Below are 20,679 nucleotides of genomic sequence, written 5' to 3' on the forward strand. Positions count from 1 at the left end.
TTGATTTTTAGCCACAAATGGGCATAAATTTTATATTGTTTTTTTGTTCTTAACCACTGATGGACACAGATAAACACAGATTTTTATATCTGTGTGCATCCTTTTCATCTGTGGTTCATTATTTTTAATGTCCATTAAAGAAGAGGTATAGTGCAATCATCACGATGGTCAATGCGGCCCATGAAATCCATACCGCTTTGGCTGGTTTTTCAATATTGGCCTGGTGTTCTTCATTCACGGTATAGATGCTTGGCGATCGATCTAGCAGGGAAATTAAAATGGCAATCAGCAAAAGTCCTGCAAAAATGAAAAAGGAAAGCATTAAATAATGCGGCCAGAAATGATATTGATCTGAAGGTAAAATCCAGAGATAAGTTACACCAACACCCAAACTTAAAATAGAACCAACGGAAAGTGTAAAATTGACTGCTTTTCGGGTGGTTCGCTTCCAGAAAACGGTTAATAAAAATACTACCGATAATGGCGGCGCAATAAAGCCCAAAACGGATTGAAAAACATCAAATAAATTGAGCCCTTTAATATTATCAATCGCTAATACCACAATAACGGCAAAAATGCAGCCGGCTACCACGGCCCACCTGCCAATACGGATAATCTGCTTATTACTGGCCTGTGGATTGATTTTCTTTACATAAATATCCATCGTGAAAACGGTACTCAGGGAGTTTAAAGATGATCCGATGGTACCTACCAGAACGGCAATCAATACCACGATTACCAAACCATTCATTCCCGGAGGAAAAAGGTTGGTTACCATCGTCATATATGCTTCGTTTGGATCTTTTAAACCAGGGAATAATACGTAACAAAGGATTCCTGTTCCGATAAATAAAGGCAGGGAGAGGATTTTTAACCAGCCGATAAAACTCACACCCAGTTGCCCCTGTTTTAAGTTTTTGGCACCCAAAACAGATTGCACCATCGATTGATCGGTACAGAAAAAGGCAACAGCAGCAACCGGATAACCTAATAAAATGGCATACCATGGATATTTGGGATCGCTGGCCGGCTGGATTAAATTCCAGAAATGATGAGGTGTTTTTAAATAAAGTGCTGAAATGCCTCCAACTTTGTTCAAACCCAAAAGCATTAAGGAAAGCGAAACAGCAATCAATAAAATCATCTGGAAAACATTCACTTTTGCAATGGCTTTTAAACCACCGAAAAAGGTAAATAAACCTGCAAATGCAACCAAAACGGTTACAGATTGCCACATGGGGATGCCCAAAATCTGTCGGACTAAAAAGCCTCCGGCAAATAAGCCAAGTGATAACCAGGAGATTAAAATTTTAACCAGCGCATACCAGGCTAAAATGTTCTGTGTTGAATCGCCATACCGATTGCCCATAAATTCGGGCATGGTACTCACTTTTGCAGCGAGGTATTTTGGCGCGAAAACAATGGCCAGCAGGAATAAAAATATAAAGGCATACCAATCAAAATTGACGGCCACAATACCAGTGCTGTAACCGATACTTGCAAAAGCCAGTAACATGGATGGGCCAACATTTGTACCCCACATATTAAAGCCGATGCTGCTCCAGTTCAATGATTTATTGGCCAGAAACAAGGTTTCATTCTCGTTCTTCTTTTTCGAAAAACTTGCCCGATACCCGATTATCATCAGAATAGTGAGGTATGCGATGACAATGATGTAATCTAAATTGGTTAAACGTTCTACAATGTTTCCCATTGGTTTATTTGGTTAGTTTTAGTCACAGGTTGTTTATTTTTTAGCCACAGATGAACACGGATAAACACAGATTTTTTAAGTTCAATAGCCATGGTTCGTGTCCGCCAAGAACTATAAGAACATTCGTCATTGCGAGGTACGAAGCAATCTTACTACTATGGGTGGGTATATATATTGTACACCCAGCGAGCGTTGTAAGATTACTTCGTCGTTCCTCCTCGCAATGACGACTTTTTTTGCTGCCTAATTTCTTTTACAGTCCTATCGATTCCCTTGTAATGTTATTTGCTTTTAAAATGTCATCAATTTTTACAGGTAAACCTGTTTCTAAAGATTTATCCATAGCCTGCAGCAAGGCTACCGTCCCGATTCCTTCTTTTAAATCAGGGTAAGCAGTAAAATTGTTATTAATGCTATCAGCAAAGTATTCAAGATAGTTTTGATATTCTCCGGCGTGGTGACTTTGCCCTTCGAAACGGAAATAATGTTTTAAGGTAGCATCGCCCCAGGTAATGATCTTTTCTTCCCCTGTTTTAGTGGTAACGGAATAACGCAGTTCATGGTAATCGGCCTGGCTTGCGCCTTCTGTACCACGGAGGATACAGCTCATGCCACTGTCGCGGCTTGCGGGTTGTGTTGGCCCGGTATAAGCACCGCTTACCCTTGCAATCCGGCCATCTTTTGCCTTGAAAATGAAATGCATGGTATCCTGATTTTTTAAACCGGCATTTAAGCCATTGCTGCTTAACATCCCGTAACCCATTACCTCTTCAATATCGGGCAAATACCAGCGGATAAAATCTGCGGGGTGACTTAAACCACCATATAACCATTTAAAAGATTGTTTTAGCGACCATCCTTTTTCTAAAAACCAGCGGTGATCGGCATGGTAATGACTTTCTATAGTAATCAGTTCGCCGATTAAACCAGCATCAAAATCTATTTTCTGGCGCATGGCAGGCTCGAAAAAACGTGAACTTTGTCCGACAAAAATTTTCTTTCTTGATTTTTTAGCAAGTTCTAAAAGTTCGTTTGCATGGGCCAGGTCGTCAATGAAAGGTTTGGTACATACCACATGTTTGCCATGTTCTAAAGCCAGTTTGATGTGTTCGAAATGTAAATGATCCGGCGTGTAAATCGCAATCATATCGATCTTATCACTGGTTAACATATCCTCGTAATTGGTTGTCCAGTTCTGAAAATCGAACTCTAAAGCCCGTTCTTCGCAAAGCTTTTTATTGGCGTCGCAAATCTGGATAAGTTTAAACTTTTTGCTGGCCAATGATGCAGAAATCGTACTTCTGCCCTCTCCTAAACCTAAAATCCCTAATCTTAACATGTTATTATTTTTATAAGCGTTTATTTACTTTTCTTTCCCGTCACCCTGAACTTGTTTCAGCATCTTCCATGCTATACCTCTCCTATAAGACCCTGAAACAAGTTCAGGGTGACGACTCGGTAAGAGCAATAGCGACTTTACTTTTTTACTCAACCGGTTTAAAAAACACCCAGACCTCATCAGGTTTTGTACCCTCAATTCCCTCCTGGTATTTTTTCATTATCGCGTTCCATTCGTCCACTTTTGGATTGTTTAAAGTGGTTTTCGGATTTAAATCGTCTAATTTTTTTCCTTTCGGAATGCTGATGATCAGCATTAGCTGCCTGTCTTTTTTAAAAATGGCCAGTCGCTGAAATTCTGCATTGCAAAAGCCCTTTGATATTTCAGGCCATTTCTCAAATTGTGTTTTATGGTAATTGAGGTATTCGTTTTGCATCTTTTCATCCTTCACCAGATTAGCCGATAAAATGATGTTCTCCCATTCAGCTACAGCTTTGTCTCCACAGTTCTTTTCCCGGTTGAAATCGTAAAACGGGTTATCGTAAAGCTTGATTTCGGAAGGATTTAAGCGCTTTAAAGTCTGCTGCAAACTTTCTACCTTTAAACTGGACGTATAAATTACCAGTCGGTTATTCCATTTGTAAATGGCATCCGGCAAAAGATTATTTTCTTTCGCAAAAGTTTTTAAAGTATGCTCCGAAGGAAGATGGTCCGTTTTGAAAATCAGTTCAAAAACAACAGATTGATCTTCTGCCTGATTAATTCCTCTATCCGAATGGGGTTCTTTTTCGTTTAATAAATATTGAAAGGGTTTTTCCAGCCCTGCATTTTGTTTAATGCCTTCCTCAACCTTTGGACCGTTATTTTCCCATAAATTATCTGGTCCGTTGGCATTTTGAAGGTATTTTTCAGCAGGTGTCCAGTTGTTTTTAATGGTGAAATAAGACGAACCTTCATCAGTATATAAATAAAACCAATGGTCTGGAAGATGGGCAAAAGGCGCTTTGTAAATGCTGTCGACAACATTTTCGGTGATCAATGATCCTGGTTGGGCTGACAAAGTGTAAATCCCGGCTACATCGTACATGTGTTTGCCATAATGGTGGATTTTATTGCCTTTAATGGTATTATTTTTCATCGCATTTTGCGTTTTCGTCCAGCCCCAGCCCATGCTGATGCCGGAATAGGAAACATCGCTGATTTCGTTATGCAAAATCCTAATCCCGCGAACATAACCCGCTCCAATACCTACAGCACCCCAATCTTCGTTAGTTACGTCGGTGATTAGGTTATTTTCAATTTGATCATTGGTCGATATTTCACGTTGATCTGACGGGTTATATGGCAGATGAACTTCGGTTGCTTCATCTGAAAATGTTCCGACTAAAATCGCCGAACCACCGATATCTTTGAATAAATTCCCCTTGATTTCATTGTCTGCAGTTCCTTTTTTTAAATCCAGCCCCGTTGATGCCAGGTGTTCGAAACGGCAGGATTCGAAAATGGTATGGTTAGCATAAGTTACTTCAACTGCTGAAGCTGGTCTGCCTACCCAGGCCTGGTTTTCTAAAGTTGGCTTATCAGGAGTTCCAGCCTGTTTTAATTTATAAGCATCGAGCATGTACATACCGGCCTGATGTGGTACATAACCTTGTTTAGAAGGCCTTAACCAACTGCTGTGCTCAAAGGAAATTCCCTTAAAACCCACAAATGATACCGGATGATCTATCGTTCCTTCAATTTTGACAAGATTTTCCAATGCCGGAGCAATAATTTCTGCATTGGCCATGTTTTCTGAAGCTTTTGGCCAATAATAAAGTTTGTGGTTTTGCAGATCTTCAAACCACTCCCCGGGTTCGTTTAAAAACTGAATGGCATTGCTGAGATAAAAAGCAGAATTTCCTGTTTTATCTGAAATCCATGGAGCTGGCCAGGGATGTTCTGACTGAATCCTGCTTTCGGGCTGCATAAACGAAAGTTCAGCAGTATTTTTCTCGATTTTAACTGATTTTACACGCAGATTAGCAATGGCCCACCATTGATGGATCAGCATTTCCATGCCCCTAATATTGGCTAAATTGATGTTTTTCTGGAGCGGGATTTTACAGGTTTGTTTTTTGCTGTCCCATGATAAAATCCTGCCCATCGCATCTCCATTATAGTTTTTTGCCCGAATGGCTTTTTTACCATTTACCCAAAGCTGGCGAAATTGAAGGTCGCTCCCATCGAAATTTGGAAGGTCGCTTATCCAAACCTTTCCAATGGCTTCTTTCGGCAAGCCCGCAACAGTTCCGGTAAGTTTTTTCCATCCTTTTATTTTGATCCCGCCACTTAAAATCACTTTTTCATTCGCTTCGGCAATAATTAAGGTGGGGCTATCTTTGGTTCCAGAATCTTCAGGACGGAGCATGACAGGCTCGTATAGTTGATAGAAACCTTTATTTATGATGATATTGATTCCACCTTTAATGGATGCATCATTTAAGCGGCGTAATTCCCTGGCTTTTCTAATCGCTGAATGAAGCGTAGCCAAAGGTTTTTCCTTGGTTCCAGCATAAGTATCATTACCTTTTAATGAAACATAAATATCTGCTGCATCTGCTTTGAGGTACAATAAAGAAAAAAGAATTACCAGAATTAAAAATAGTTTAAATTGTTTGGCTCGTGGAAGTACGAACCAAGGAAACCAGTATTTTATTGTATCTGTGCTTTGCATCTTTTTGGTTATCTCGATTTCCATAACACCACTAATAAGATTGCTTCGTACCTCGCAATGACGGATCATTTTGAAAAACCGATTTCAGGTAACTGGTATTGGCGCTGAAGTTATATTTTACACTGGTGGGCTGTTTTGCATCCCTGCTTCTTTCTACAACCAGCCAGCCACTCCAGCCTATGTCATCGAGCGTTGTTTTTACTCTATTTAAGTCGATTTTTGGATCATTTTGTAACCAAACGCCATCTTCATTAGTGGCATGGATCTGAACGATGTTTTTCCTGCCCAAAATTTGCAACTCCTTGCATAAATCCCTTCCGTTTTTAATGGCATTGGAGAAGTTGAAATAACTTTTTACGTTTTTAGAAGCGATATCTTTAAGTAATTGCAATTCACCCGTTGCATCCAAAGCAGTTTCAATTCCAATAGTAACGCCTGCTTTTGCAGCCATTTTACCCGCGATTTTCAGCCTTTCTACAATCGGTTCGCGCAGTTCAGGATTTTTGACCAGATCGCCCTGAATGCCCAATGGCAGAAAAACGACTTTAAGGTTCATAGCTTTGGCCGTGTCGAGGCAATCCTGTATCATTTTTTGATAGGTTGGGCGTTGGGCGAACGATTGCGCATAAAACCCGGTCATGGCCAGTGAGCAAAATTCCAGATTCAGTTCTTTGGCTTTATCCAGATATTCCTGTCTGATTTTTGGATCAGCCAGTTTATTGTCGAAGGTTTCCCTGTCGCCCAAGCCACCCATTTCGATTTCCAAACCATCTGCGCCAATTTCTTTAGCAAGTGGTAAAGCGCTAATTTTCTGACGTTTGAGGATCATCAGATCAATTACTGCAACTTTATACCTGTTTTTCTTTTCTGCAGCAAAAAGCAACTGATCGGGAAGTAATAACACGCCAGTGAGCATGCCTATTTTACCTATAAAAGTTCTCCTGTTCTGAATTTGCATACCCAATTATTTTGTTGCGTTTAACGGAAATAACTTTACCAGGTTTTCAAAGCCCATAACCGCATTTTTAGGCAGTTTTTCACCTTTATCTCCAAAAACATACATCGCATTTTCCTTTTCGATGGTTACTTTGCTCTCATCGTATTTGCCCGTCTTATCTTTAACAGCAGCGCCATTGAGCTTGAAATTTTTGATCAGGAAATCGTAAAGCGCAATCCGTTTATTAATGCCAAAATCATGTTTTTCCTCTGGTAAATGAACATTCTCCACTTTATTTTGAACACCATAATAGCCATACATTTTTTGCAGATAAGGGAAATCATGTTGAGGCGTGTGAGCCGTCCAGTCGCTACCGTCCGAAACCAGTAACTGAGGTCGTGGGGCAGCCATTGCGGCTAATTCTACATTATCCGTTCCACCGCCACATTGATGAATGGGCATACCGCTTTCGCATGGACAACCGCCATAAAAATAAGATGACATCGCAACCACCGGTGCGCTCAGCTTAATTCTGTCGTCCATAGCGGTCATTAAAATCGAATGACTTCCGGCACCGGAACCGCCACTGATGCCGATTCTTGATGTATCTGTTTCTTTAAGGGACGAAAAATAATCCAAAATCCGGATGCCACCCAGGGTTTGCACGGTTTGTGCCAAACTGCGGCGATGATCTTCATATTTAAACTGGAGCATAGATTCGCCCCAGGCAAATAAATCGTAACTGAATGCCATTGCTCCCATTCTGGCTATTGTTGCACAACGGATCTGGCAATCTGGTCTGTAGCGTTGCTTTTCCCAGTGTCCATCGGGGCTTAACACGACAGGGATTTTACCCTTGACATTTAAGGGCTTATAAAGTGAGCCATTGATCCACACACCAGGCAAAATCTCCAAAGCGATATTTTCTACCGAATAACCATCGAAAATTCTTTTGGCGGTGATAATCGGTTTTGAATTTGGTTTCGCCGGCAATGGCGATAACATTAAGGCCTGATAAAGTTCGGGTTTGATTCCCGCCTTGCGTTTTTCCCAACTGGCTTTATCATGGTATTTTGCTGCCAAACTATCGAGATAAGCCCATCCATCCTGAACTTCCCAACGGTAATATTCGTACTCTTTAAGTTTATAAACACCTGATTTTTCCTTGTTTACTTTCATGTCCAGAGGCGTTAGCACATTGCTTAGGGTTTCATCCACATTGCTACGGAAACGCCATTCGGCATAGTTTACCCATTTATCTTTTACCTGTGGCTCTGAATATTTAATCTGCACTTTAAAACGGGTCTGGATCTCTTTTAAGACCTCAACTAGTGGTTTTTTATAAGGGTTATCGGTGTTTTGAGTTTGGGCGGAGCCGTTACCTGGAAAAGATAGGTAAGTAATAAATAATATAGCTAAGTACCTGAACACTCTACCCGTCATTGCGAGTGCTGATTTTTCATCAGCCGAAGCAATCTTACCCGGCGAAATAGATTGCTTCGTCGTGCCTCCTCGCAATGACGATCGCCAAAACCATGAAATAACGTATTTAGTTGCATTTATCATCTTAACCCTCCTCGTTTTTAGTTTCCGTAATCACCGGTGCAGTATAACCTTTCAGTTTTGGCCAAACGCCATTTTCAATTTTCTTTAGCTTTAACTTTGATGGATCGACCACCACATGCTTGATTTTTTCTCTTCTCCAGGTGTAAATAAAGTGCAACATGCCATCGCTGGTTTGGATTACCGCAGGGTAAGAATACTGGCTGATTGGTGAATCTTCCAATATCAAAGCAGCGTACCATTCTTTGCCATCTTTAGAAATGGAAACGTTTAATGGCGTGCGAGGTCCTTTTGCTAAATCTCCGGGAGGCAACACATGATTATAAACCAAAACCTGGCGACCATCTTTCATGGTTACGGCATCCGTTCCCGAATTGTTATTTGGTAAAGAAGTTTTGATTAATGCCGACCAGGTTTCGCCGTTATCGTTAGACCAGGATTCTACAATTGCACGGTTAGCAGTTCTGGCTAAAATCTGCAATTTTCCATTTCCATATTGTAAAATGCTAGGTTGAATGGCTTTGATGCTATTTTCCGGCAGCGGACCAATCGTTCTCCAGGTTTTGCCGTTATCCTTGGTAACTTCGAAATGGATTTTCCAGCCATCACCTTCTTTGCTCGATGGTGCAAAAAGATTTCCATTGCTTAATAAAACAGGTTTGTTTTTTACTGGCCCGATATAGCCATCAGGTAATTTTGTAGCTTCCGACCAGGTTTTACCACCATCTTTTGAGGTTCTCATCATACCCCACCACTCGGAAGGTTTGGGACCGATTTTATAGAACAATAACAAATCGCCACCCGGCACCTGATATAAAACAGGATTCCACGTTGGTAATCTTTTTCCTTCAGTTTGAATGCCGGTAGCTACTGAAACCGGCGCTAACCATTTGCCATCTACAAAACGGCTGATGTAAATTTCAACATCGGGATTACGTTCTTTTGTACCCCCAAAAAACGAAGCCACCAAACCTGTTGGCGTTTCGGCTATGGTTGCAGAATGGCACGATGGAAATGGTGCCTTATCGTAAAGGAATTCTTGCTTCACAATGCCGGTTTGCCACTTTTCTACCTGTGCATTCGCAGTTGCAACAGATAAAATAAGGGTTAATGTAAGATATATTATTTTTAATTTCATAATTCTATTTTTCGCTTCGCGGGTGATTACACTGATTAGTTGATTCCACAGATTTTTATGCATCCAGAACTGAAAACTTCAAACTGCAAATTGTTTACTGTTTCTGTTTCGCTGCTTTTTCTTCCTTTATTTTTTTAGTATAAGCACTATAAAGCGCTCTCCAGCTACGTCCGTTGTTATTGAGTAATTGTTCTGATTTGGTTTTATAGATTTCGAAAATGGCCGAAATTTCTTTCATATTTTTATAATCTACGGCCTGTTCGCGTGCCTGTTTTAAGAATGACAGGATTTTAGCTTCTTCATCTGCAGTTAAATCCGGAACGATGGCCTTGTAACCTTTCATCGTAAATTCAACTTTGCCAATGGTATACTTATCTAAAATGGTTTCTACATCAATAGGTGATAAATTTTTGTTCAATCCATCCATTAAAGCCTGATGAACGGTTGATGGCATGGCAGAATCGGCAATAATCTGTTTATCGAGGTCGTTTAATTTGTTTCCGGTTACAGGATTTATGCCATCAGGAACGGTTGATGAAGGATGATCGTTATGCCAATCTCTAACCATGGTTAAATGAACTGCAATTACATTTTCTACAGTGGCTTTCTTAGCGGCATCGGTTAGGTTTAATGTTGCCACCCATTCTTTTGCTTTGGTTAAAATATCCTCGGGTACGACTACATCTTTGATTTGACTAAATGCGCTTACTGAACTGATCAGTAAGGTTATTGTTAGTAATGATTTTAATAGCTTTCTCATAATTGTGTTTACTTATCGGTTATTACATTTAGTTATACCACCCCGCCTTTAAGGCACCCTTTGAGAGGGGAATTCCCCTCAAAGTGTTATAATCCTGCATAATACGTTTGTAATTCCCCTCTTTCAGAGGGGTGTCCGCAGGACGGGGTGTTTTATTTATTCTCCACCACAAAAGCATAATCCCCTGAGCCAATCTCATAAACGGCCCTGTTATGCTCCATTTTTATAAATTTTAAATCTTTTATTGATTTTATCTTTTCTGAAATTTCATTTTTATTATTTGCCGGAACATAAACCAAAGCAGATGTATTTGCCGGAATGCTGATGTTCCATTTAAACTGATTTCCGGTTTTTGTGTAATTGCTTTTGATCATGCCATAAACAGAATTGTAGTTAGCATTAACCGAATTTAACCCAGTAATCATTTCTGGTTTCATTACAATCTTTTTGAAAGCAGCACTTTCTGATTTAATTCCGGCGAGGTTTTCGTAATACCAGATCAGTAAATCGCCCAGCATCATTACGTGGTTCTGCGAATTCATTTTCGGATCAGCGGTGTTGCCGTTCCATAATTCCCAGATTGTTGTAGCACCATTTTCGACCATGTAACCCCAGCCCGGATAGGTTTTTTGTGTAGCCACGGTATAAGCCAGATCTGGCCGGCCGTAATCATTTAAACAGCGCATTAACCATTGGATGCCGACCAAACCATTACTTAAATGACCTTTGTTAGTAATCTCAACTGTATTAGTAATATTTTTAAAAACAGTTTCTATTTTATTTTGGGGTACCATGCCGAAGTACAGCGGAATAATATTATCGGTTAGTACATTCTCCGCATAATAACCCTTGTCGTTATAATATTTCTGGTTAAAAGCGTCCTTAATTTTATCTCCTAAAATCTCATAGGTTTTTACATCTTCTTCATTATCGATTGCCTTACCAAACTGGATCATCAATTGGGTAAAATGGTAATAATAGGCAGTTGCAATTAACGCTGAAGGATATTTTTTATCTGCGCTCTTGCCTCTTCCGGATTCGATGGTAACCGGCGGCATACACCAATCGCCATAACTATCTTTGGTCAGGATATAATCAACCATGTAGCGATCCTGCATGTAGGCCAGCCACTTTTTCATTGCCGGGTAATTATCACGCACCGCAGTAATATCGCCGGTTTGTTTGTAAAGCATTTCAGTAACCAAAAGCATTGCCCCGGGCCAGGTCATGTTATCACTGTAGTACCGCCAGAATGCAGGTGCAACATCGGGGATGGTACCATCCTCTTTTTGCGAGTTGCGGATATCCTGCAACCATTTTGCATAAAACCTGCCATTGTCAAAAACAAAATTTTCTCCGTAAGCTACTGCGCCCCTGTCGCCTAACCATGGCATGCGCTCATTCCTTTGCGGACAATCAACCGGAATGCCTTTGTAACTGCCTGCAATTCCCCACCAGGCATTTTTAAAAATCTGGTTGGTTAAAGCATCCGAAGTTTCGAATGTGCCTACCGTTTTCATGTTGTCGTAAATCATTTTGCCTACGAAATCATTTACAGTTGGCTCGTAACCATACCCTGAGAGCTCTACATACCTGAATCCCTGATAAGTAAATGTTGGCTCCCAGGTTTCCGTTTCTCCGCCTTTTAGGGTGTAGAGATCGGTACATTTGGCATTGCGGAGGTTTGCGGTAAAAAGCTCTCCGTTTTCCTGTAATGATTCTGCAAAACGCAATTTAACCTGTTTTCCTTTTGCACCTTTTACCTTGATCTGCAACCAGCCCACCATATTTTGTCCCATATCGAGGATAAACCTTCCGCCAGCTAATTTTGAAATGGAAACGGGTTTTAGTGTATTCATCACCCGCATATTTTCGTTCATTTGTGCTTCGATGGTTCCGGTAGGTTCCTGTACAAATTCAGCTTTTGTCCATTTACTATCGTCGAAACCAATTTTGTTCCAGCCAGTAGCTTCTTTTGTGGCATCATATTCTTCGCCATCGTATTCGTTATTGGCCCTGATTGGTCCATCTGCCGTACCTTTCCAGCTATCATCGGTATCAATGTTGGCGGTTGTTCCATCGGTGTATACAATATTGATGTTCATCAGCATTTTCGGAAAACCGAATGTTTTAATTTTATAAGGCTTTTCATTCTGGCGCATCGCGAAAAAACGACCATTACCTAAAATTGTACCTACTGCATTTTTACCGTTTTGGATATAACTGGTAACATCGTAGGTATTATACTTTACATTTTTGGTGTAATCGGTTGGGGATGGAGATAACAAATCTTCCCCTACTTTTTTTCCATTGATAAATAGTTGGTATAAGCCCAAACCTATAATTGAGGCTGTTGCTGATTTAATCTCTTTGGTACTCTGAAATTCCTTCCTGAAATACCTTGCCGATAAACGCGAATCAGTTTTAATGTTGTCCCAGGGGAAAGCCCTGTCGAAACCAATCCAACCCTTTGGCCAGTCTTTATAATAAAGCAAACCCATTGTAAAATAGTTATTTGCCGACCACTCGCTTTGTCCGGCAGTTGTCCAGGTTTTTACTTTCCAATACGCTTTTAGCCTGCTATTGAGTGGTTTTCCATTATAAGTTACATGAATCGATTCTGATGAATTAACTTTTCCTGAATCCCATAAATCGCCATCATTTGCCTTTAACTTTTCTTCTGATGAAGCAACTAAGATCTGATAAGCGGTTTGCATCACATTACGCTCTTTGGAAATGATATGCCAGGCAAACCTTGGTTTTTGAACATCGATTCCCAATGGATTTTCGAGCATCTCGCAGGTGGTATGCTGCAAAACGATTTGCGCCACCACTTTTGAAAATGGCAGTAAGCAAATGCAGATGATCGATATATAGGTTTTAATGTTCATTTACGCTTGATTACACAGATTTATTAATTGCACTGATTCAGTTATTATTTATTTGCTCCCGCTGATTTCAAAGATTAACGCAGACCAATAATTCTGTCCGCGTAAATCCGCGTTATCTGCGGGCTATCTTTCTTCTTTAAAGATTAATTCGTCATTGCGAAGCTGGACTTGCTCGAGCTGAAGCAATCTTTTATGCTAAGTTTCTTGTTTTTACATCATTCTTTTATTGAGATTGCTTCGTAGTTCCTCCTCGCAATGACGACGCGTCGATAGAAAAATCAAAATACAAGGTCATATTTAATGCCCTCGTCGGATCTTTATCAAAATCATAAAATACATGTTTCATTCCCATTGGTCCGGTGGTTTCTGGTTTTTGTGTTTTGGTGCCGATTGCCGAAATGCCATTCATAAAAGAAATATCACCGTTCGGAAAGGTCGGACTCATGTTATCGTATTCGGTATCTTTTGATTTTTTTGGCGTGAATAACCTCAAAAACACATCTTCACGATCGGTTATCACTTTAAAAGATTGCTGTTTGCCAATAAATTCGCACCAATACATGTTCGAATAATAGCCTTTAAATTCAGGATATTGCCAGGGTGCTTCGCCGGTTGCGGAGTTATTATAATCCTTTTTCCAAATACCAAATTGCGTGCCTTTCATCCGGTTTTTCCAAACACGGTACGGACCGTTGCCTTTATATTCTACAGCTTTAATTTCAGTTTCAGGATAAGAAAAATTCAAACCCACAAAAGTGGTAAAGTAAGCGGATGGGAAATAATTTACCTCCATTTTTAACCAGCCAGATGGGTAAATGGTCCATTTTAAGGTATTGAAACTTTCTTTTTTCTCAAATTTGGATGAAATCACCAGATTTTCATCTTCCATTTTAGTAGTGAAATTTTTAAAATTATTCTCTCCTTCCTGTAAAACCGGACCATTTGAAAACGGAATGATACCTTTTGCATTTTTGGCCTGTTGTAATAATCCGGTGGTTTTATCAAATGTTAAATCAATACCGTTTGACGAAACCTGGTACGTTTTGGCATCTTCTTTTAAAGCTATTTTTGAAGAACCCGTTTTAACCACCAATTGCCTTGCATCATCTTTTGGCAAAGCAATAGGGAAACTCCAGGTAAATAATTCTTTGCCATCAGCTCCGTTTGCAGTAAGATAAAGCGCATCAAAATTTCTCCAATCAGCAGGAAGATTGATTTTTAATTTTCCTTTTTCAAAAGGCTTGATATCTGGCGCATCCGCTTTCCCGGTTTTAAATTCAGCATCCTCACCTGCTTTTAGTTTTTTGAGTCTCCAGCTGAATGTACACTGGTTAAGATTGGTGAAAGCATAACGGTTTTCGAGCAGGAATGAACCGTCAAAGCCAGCAGTCATTTCTCGTTTTTCAACAAAAACAGGACTCCAAACCTCTTTAATGGTATAAAAACTCCCTTCTTTTTCATGGTATGGGCCAACAATTCCGTCGGGACCATGATTACCATCAGTATCCAGTTCGCCGTTTTTATCAGTACGCACTACCCCCTGATCGGCGAAATCCCAAAGAAAACCACCTGCAGAAAGCGGGTTGTTCCACATGGCATTCCAGTAATCTTCTATTCCTGCACCATGACCACCATCCCACATGCCATGTAAAAATTCGGTTGGCATCAAAATGTTGTGTCCATGATCGTAATTACCAATTCCGTAGTTAAATTCGCGGTAATGAGTCGTTTCGAAACCATTAAAAACCTCCCATGGGTGGATTAACTGACGCTTTTGTATATCTTCTTCAGCGAAAAGATGATCGAGTTCGCGGTTATGTCCGCCTTCATTTCCATTGGCCCAAAAGATAATCGACGGATGATTTTCATCGTTCAACATCATTTCTTTCATTAATTTGGTACCTGTTGGCGTATCATAAGTGCCATGCCAGCCAGCCAGTTCGTCCATTACAAATAGTCCGAGTGAATCACAAACATCCAAAAAGTGACCATCAGGAGGATAATGCGACATCCGAACGGCATTCATGTTCATTTCCTTCATCAATAATACATCGGCAATACTGATTTTTTTACTTGTAGTACGACCTGATGATGGATAAAAAGAATGACGGTTTACGCCCTTAAATTTCATTTTTACACCGTTGATGTAAACCCCATCACGTTCTTTTACTTCTACCGTTCTGAAACCTATTTTTTTAGAAAGCTGATGAATTTTCTTTCCATTTCTGATCAAAGTAAATTGAGCCGTATAAAGATTTGGAAATTCCGTTGACCATAATTCAAGATTAGAAAATTGGTGGCCAAGTGTAATATTTTGAGTTCCTTTTTTTAGTGCTGTGTTAAACCGATCGCCAAAACGTTTTCCATCTTTTGTAAAAAGTTCTACTTCAACTTTATCGGCATCGCCGGTGTAAGCGATTTTTGCATTTAAATTTCCATTGGCTTTGGCATCTATCTGAATACGATCGATATGTGTTAAAGGTAACGATTCGAGGTAAACCGGTCTGAAAATACCTCCGAAAATCCAGAAATCGGCTTTACGTTCGGCTTCATTAACAGATTGATTAGCAGAAAGTTTTGAAACGGTAACTTCCAGTAGATTATCAGCGCCTAGCTTAATTAATTTCGAAATATCGTACCTGAAAACATAAAAAGAGCCCTGATGCGTTTCTCCTGCTGATTTTCCATTTATTTTTACCTCAGTATCGGTCATCGAACCTTCAAAAACAATGTTGATTTTCCTGTTTTTCCACCCGGCAGGAACTTTAAATGTGTATTTATAAAGCCCTTGCTCCTTACCTTTATTTTCTTCTTTATTGAAACCGTAATTGTATTGACCAAAACCCTGTAACTCCCAGTTTGAAGGCACCGGAATAGTGGTCCACTTGCCCGAATTCGCTCCTGCTGTACAGAAGAAATCCCAGTTTACGGTATTGTCATTCCCGGTTCCGGACAGGTATAATTTCTCTGTTTGCTGTGCCTTTACGCTACAGATCATTATTATTAAACACCAGAAAAGTATAAATCTGCGCTTCATTAATTGGTTTTAAATTGTTTGGTTAAAGGATTATCGGTTCTGAAAGGTAATGCGGGCAAACCGTTACTGTAAAAATTTCCGGTTGGATTTTCGGTCCAGTTGTAACGCACAGCCACCGGATTTTCGATCCCTTTTGCTGAAACAATAACTTTTCCATCTTTCACAGTAGCCTCTGCATTAATGAATTTTCCATCATTTGAGGCAATTGTAAATCCAGTGATGGACGATAAATGATCAGTTTTTAAATAATTAAAATCCAGGATCGCCTTGCCCCCAACAAAAGAAACACTTTTGTAAACCGGGCCAGAAAAATCTATTTTTTGGTTGTAGGTTTTACCTAAAGCCAATAACGCTAATCTTCTGCCTACTTCCCATTTATAGGTTGGGTGCAAATCCCCTCCGTTATCATTTAAATCTGAAGTGGAAATCATGCCGGTATTTGGCAAGCGTAAAACCTGTTGCTGAGCCTCCCAAAAGTTAGGTTCGGTATCGCCAGTTAATACCACCTTATCGCTTTTTTGCTTACTGTAATCGTAAGGTGCAATTTGTACGTAATAAAAAGGCATTTGCTCGCCCCAGGCTTTGCGCCAAAGGTTTACCAATGTTTTTAATTTATAGGAATAACTGATGGTTTCATTCAAAAAGCAGTTGGTTTCGCCCTGATACCATAAAAAACCGCGGATTTTGAATTTCGCAAGCGGCTCAATCATGGTGGTATAAAATTTTCCGGGATCGTTGCTTACTTTCTGGTTTGTAAAATAGGTTTCCTGCGCAAAAGCTTCTGGAGCTACCCAGGGCTCAATGGCGCTACCTGAAACGGAAGAAGAAATCATGCCCACAGGTACACCCAGTTTCTCCTGAATTTCCTTAGCGTAGAAATAGCCTACAGCCGAAAAAGCACGTAATGCTGAATCTTCTGCCACTGCCCAACTTTTATGAATCGAATCTGGTTTATTTAGTTGCTTGCGGTTTACGAGGAAAATCCTGATCTGTGAATTTTGAGCTTTTTCTACCGCATCAGAAGGGAAACCCAGTTTTTCATTTTTAGGCTTAGGGATTTTAGCCAGCTTACGCATTTGATATTCCATGTTCGACTGACCGGAACATAACCAGACTTCGCCCACCAAAATATTGGTTAATTCAATTTTATTTGTACCTGAAATGGTCATGGTTTGTGCTTTCGAAGACGTTTTTAGTGGTGCCAGTAAAACTGACCAGTTTCCATTTTTATCGGTTATGGTTTCTTTTTTCTGACTTGCAAAAACCACCTTTATTTTCTCCCCCGGAGCAGCATAACCCCAGATATTAAGAGGTTTGTTACGTTGTAAAACCATATTGCTGGAGAGGATTTGCGGCAGGAGGATTTTGGCATTGGCGGAGAGGCAAAATAAAGTGGTCAAACCCGTCATTATCGTCATTGAGAGGAGGCACGACGAAGCAATCTTTTTTGCCTTACACATAGATTGCTTCGCTTCGATGAAAAATCGAAGACTCGCAATGACGGACGCCTTAAAAACTGCAAACCCTGAACTGAAAACTGAAAACTGCCTCAAAATCCCTCCGTTTTTAAATATTTAACTGAATAAACTGCTTCTTTTGTAGATTCACCAGCATTTTTTAAATCATAAGTCTGATCGGCGGGTGTATCTACATCAGGAAAACGGCGAACATCACCGGTACGGAAAACAATACGCGAAACATCAGCCACTGGCTGGAAAGCCAAACTGGTCAATGCTTCTTTTCCATTCACTGTAATGGTGTAGAAACGCGTAAAGGCATCCAGTTTTAATTTGATGTCGTAATTTTTGCCAGCTTCGTATTTCATGAAGTTTTTATAACGCGCTCCGGCCTTTGCACTAAGCGTTCCTGCGGTATCGAAGGTTAAACGTACTGTAGCGGTTCCTTTTGCATCCTGTAATTCAATTTCAAGCAAACCGAAGTTATTTTGCTTTGGTGTAACGGAAAAAGAAGTAACGATTTTCTTCGATGCAGGGAACAATCTTTCGGCTTTTGCATAATCAAAGGGATCTTTATCTTTTAAGATTAAAACTCCATCCTCAACTTTTACAGGTGCCCAAAGCGGACTGTATATGTTCCACATTTCTAGCGCTTTATCTTTTGATAATTTGCCGAAATCATCATTTGCATGCTGCGTTGCCCTATCATTAACCGGTACAGGAACCGAAGAAATCCAGATATCTTCTTTGTTCATACTATAGGTTACCCATAATTTGCCGTCTTTCGGCTTTCCGTTTCCTTCTTCAATGCCACGTACATATTGAGGACCGTATGATTTGTAATTACCGCCATAACGCATCGGCGTGATTTCGCCGTTTATCAATAATAAATTGGTATAATCCAGGCCGTTTTTACTGGTTGATATGGCTAGAGGCCATCTATATTCTGAAGGATTATAAACGGTTGCATAATTTCCGTCAGCAGTTTTTTGCCCCCAGATTTTAGCATTGCTGTTTACAAAACCAGGCGCCCGGAAGGCACTTTCAGGCCAGCTTTTGCCATTATCGGTACTGATTGCCGTTAGGGCATTTTTCCATAAGCCCACCACTCTGCCATCGGGTAAATGGTAGTAGCTGAATGCTTTATATTGTTTCTGTAAAGTAATTAAAGGATCTTTTCTATCTGCTTCTTCATTCCATTGTTGCGTCATTAACTTATTTGATAACAACTCATTACAGGCTTCAATAAAAGCTTTACTTTTACTCTTGGTATAAAGCGGATATTTGGTATTTTTCTCCGTATAGCCTGGATTGTAATGGATAAAATAAATCGGACCGTATTTTCCATCGGGTAGAATTTCTCTTACTGCCCGGCCAATTCCATGACCATCGTTGGGATCGTCTTTGGCATCGAAACTAATGGCATAAAAACCTAAAACAAGAAATATGTTTTTGGTAGAAACATAAAAGCCCATGCGCTGGTGCATCACGGCATCCAGGTCTTTTGCTACATCAGTTCTGCCCTCTTTTGTAGTGCCATCAGGAATGCGGTAAATCGGAAAAACCACTTCAGGTGTGGTCCAGTTATAACCATCTGTTGAAGATTGCACCAAAGTTTGTCCGGGCGGAATGCTCTCGCCCACTTTATCACTTAAATATTCGATATAAAATTTGTTGTTCCAATAAGCTAACATTGGCGCATGGTTATAAGTCCAGCCGAAATTTTCGGCCAGTTCAGGATGCTCGCGGTTTGCCCTGAAAGTCTGGATGCTGTGTACGCCCATCACCGGCGAAAGCTGTCCATGATGATAATCGGCATTAACCAGGGTCTTCCCTGTGTATCGCACGGTATCCTGCGCCTGCGCGGTTGAAAGCGCAAGTGCAAATGGCAGGGTTAAACAAAGTATTTTAAATGTATTCATTTCTATATTATTTTACCACTAAGGCACCAAAACACGAAGTTTCTATTCGCTTAGTCGTTATTGCGTTTCCGATCCTTCATCAGAACGAAGCAATCTTTCTTGCTAAATAGATTGCTTCACGCTTTCGTTCATTCTAAACCTCGTAGGTTTTAAAAACCTACGAGGTTTTAATATTATTTTACCACTAAGGCACCAAAGCACGAAGTTTTTATTTGCTTAGTCGTTATTGCGTTTCCGATCCTTCATCAGAACGAAGCAATCTTAATGCGCGTAAAAGCTACATTCTTTTTACTTTGTGCCTTGGTGTCTTTGTGGTTAATTCTTTAGCAAATGCTCAATCACGTTCTTTTTCACTTTTATAATCGTTCCGTGTTTATGTCCTTCTGGTACTGAAACTTCTGCTGTTACATCTTTAAAAATTTTAAAATCAGCGGTTTTATAAGCCGAATAAATCTTTTGTCCGTAAGCATCAAAATAAATCAGCCAATCGTTTTTTACTTTTACAACCGTTGGTCCTTCCGTTAATTTTGGGCTAAAAGTTTCCGAAATGTTTTCATAAGGACCTAAGGCATCTTTTGCGAAAGCCACTTTTAAGTTCCTGTTCGGACGGGTATTGTCTTTCAAAACCAATACGTAATCTTTAGTTTTTCTTTTTACAATTACCGCATCAATTACGCTGAAACCGGGATCTAGAAAGAGTTTGGGTTCAGAAAAAGTCACAAAATCTTTAGTGGTGATGCTGTACATGCGGTGGTTGTTTTCTTCCTCTTCAATTCCTTTAGCAAAACGGAATGGAATAGTTGATGCCCAAATGATTACATATTCCATTTTCTCATCATCGTAAAAGATTTCCGGTGCCCAAACATTCACGGTTTTTGGCTCTTTTTCCATTACCGGAAGAAATTTTTGTTCGCTCCAGTGGATTAAATCTTTTGAACTGGCATAACCGAAACCTTTATCTCCTTTCCAGCTACAGGTCCAAACGAGGTGAAAAGTACCATCAGGCCCTTGCACGATGGATGGATCGCGTAACACTTTTTGTGTGCCTACTTCAGGTTTTAAAAAGGTTTTGTTTAAATCTGTCCAATGGTAAGCATCATAACTGTATAAAAGCCTTAAACCTTCATTTGCCGGTTCGTGAAACGAAGTAAACAAATAGGCTTGTTTAGTGCAGGAGCTTAATTCGCACAAAAGCAGGCCAATAA

12 protein-coding genes are annotated in these 20,679 nt (G+C 40.1%); all 12 read right to left on the reverse strand.

Annotated elements, in window-relative coordinates; all coding sequences use genetic code 11:
• Positions 1-124: 124 nt before the first annotated feature.
• Positions 125-1,714 (reverse strand): SLC5 family protein, encoded by a 1,590-nt coding sequence (locus tag DRW42_RS19540; RefSeq protein WP_113950513.1) that lies wholly within the window; start codon positions 1,712-1,714, stop codon positions 125-127.
• A 253-nt stretch (positions 1,715-1,967) separates the two neighbouring features.
• On the reverse strand, positions 1,968-3,053 hold the full coding sequence (locus DRW42_RS19545) for a Gfo/Idh/MocA family protein (RefSeq protein WP_113950514.1): 1,086 nt from the start codon (positions 3,051-3,053) through the stop codon (positions 1,968-1,970).
• Positions 3,054-3,198: 145 nt separating this feature from the next.
• A complete protein-coding gene (locus DRW42_RS19550) occupies positions 3,199-5,793 on the reverse strand; it encodes an L-rhamnose mutarotase (RefSeq protein ID WP_244215327.1) in 2,595 nt (864 codons plus the stop codon).
• Positions 5,794-5,800: 7 nt separating this feature from the next.
• Positions 5,801-6,727, reverse strand: coding sequence for a sugar phosphate isomerase/epimerase family protein (locus tag DRW42_RS19555; RefSeq protein WP_113950515.1), 927 nt, complete (start codon positions 6,725-6,727; stop codon positions 5,801-5,803).
• A 6-nt stretch (positions 6,728-6,733) separates the two neighbouring features.
• Complete coding sequence (locus DRW42_RS19560) at positions 6,734-8,272, reverse strand: acetylxylan esterase (protein ID WP_244215328.1); 1,539 nt, start codon at positions 8,270-8,272, stop codon at positions 6,734-6,736.
• A gap of 1 nt (position 8,273) precedes the next feature.
• Positions 8,274-9,407: a sialidase family protein gene (locus DRW42_RS19565; protein WP_113950561.1), complete on the reverse strand. Its 1,134-nt coding sequence runs from the start codon at positions 9,405-9,407 to the stop codon at positions 8,274-8,276.
• 94 nt (positions 9,408-9,501) lie between these two features.
• Complete coding sequence (locus tag DRW42_RS19570; RefSeq protein ID WP_113950516.1) at positions 9,502-10,167, reverse strand: DUF3826 domain-containing protein; 666 nt, start codon at positions 10,165-10,167, stop codon at positions 9,502-9,504.
• A gap of 152 nt (positions 10,168-10,319) precedes the next feature.
• Positions 10,320-13,058, reverse strand: a complete 2,739-nt coding sequence (locus DRW42_RS19575; RefSeq protein ID WP_167437818.1) for an alpha-L-rhamnosidase — start codon at positions 13,056-13,058, stop codon at positions 10,320-10,322.
• Between the two features lie 223 nt (positions 13,059-13,281).
• Positions 13,282-16,095 (reverse strand): glycoside hydrolase family 2 protein, encoded by a 2,814-nt coding sequence (locus tag DRW42_RS19580; protein WP_113950517.1) that lies wholly within the window; start codon positions 16,093-16,095, stop codon positions 13,282-13,284.
• Positions 16,095-17,555 carry a sialate O-acetylesterase gene (locus DRW42_RS19585; RefSeq protein WP_244215329.1) on the reverse strand — a complete coding sequence of 487 codons (1,461 nt, stop codon included), beginning with the start codon at positions 17,553-17,555 and terminating at the stop codon, positions 16,095-16,097. Before DRW42_RS19585 ends, DRW42_RS19580 begins: the two co-directional genes overlap by 1 nt.
• An 89-nt stretch (positions 17,556-17,644) precedes the next feature.
• Complete coding sequence (locus tag DRW42_RS19590; protein ID WP_113950518.1) at positions 17,645-19,474, reverse strand: sialidase family protein; 1,830 nt, start codon at positions 19,472-19,474, stop codon at positions 17,645-17,647.
• A 315-nt stretch (positions 19,475-19,789) separates the two neighbouring features.
• Positions 19,790-20,629 carry a glycoside hydrolase family 43 protein gene (locus DRW42_RS19595; RefSeq protein WP_244215330.1) on the reverse strand — a complete coding sequence of 280 codons (840 nt, stop codon included), beginning with the start codon at positions 20,627-20,629 and terminating at the stop codon, positions 19,790-19,792.
• Positions 20,630-20,679 lie beyond the last annotated feature (50 nt).

Origin of the sequence: Pedobacter miscanthi (genome assembly GCF_003315595.1) — a bacterium.
GTDB lineage: Bacteria > Bacteroidota > Bacteroidia > Sphingobacteriales > Sphingobacteriaceae > Pedobacter > Pedobacter miscanthi.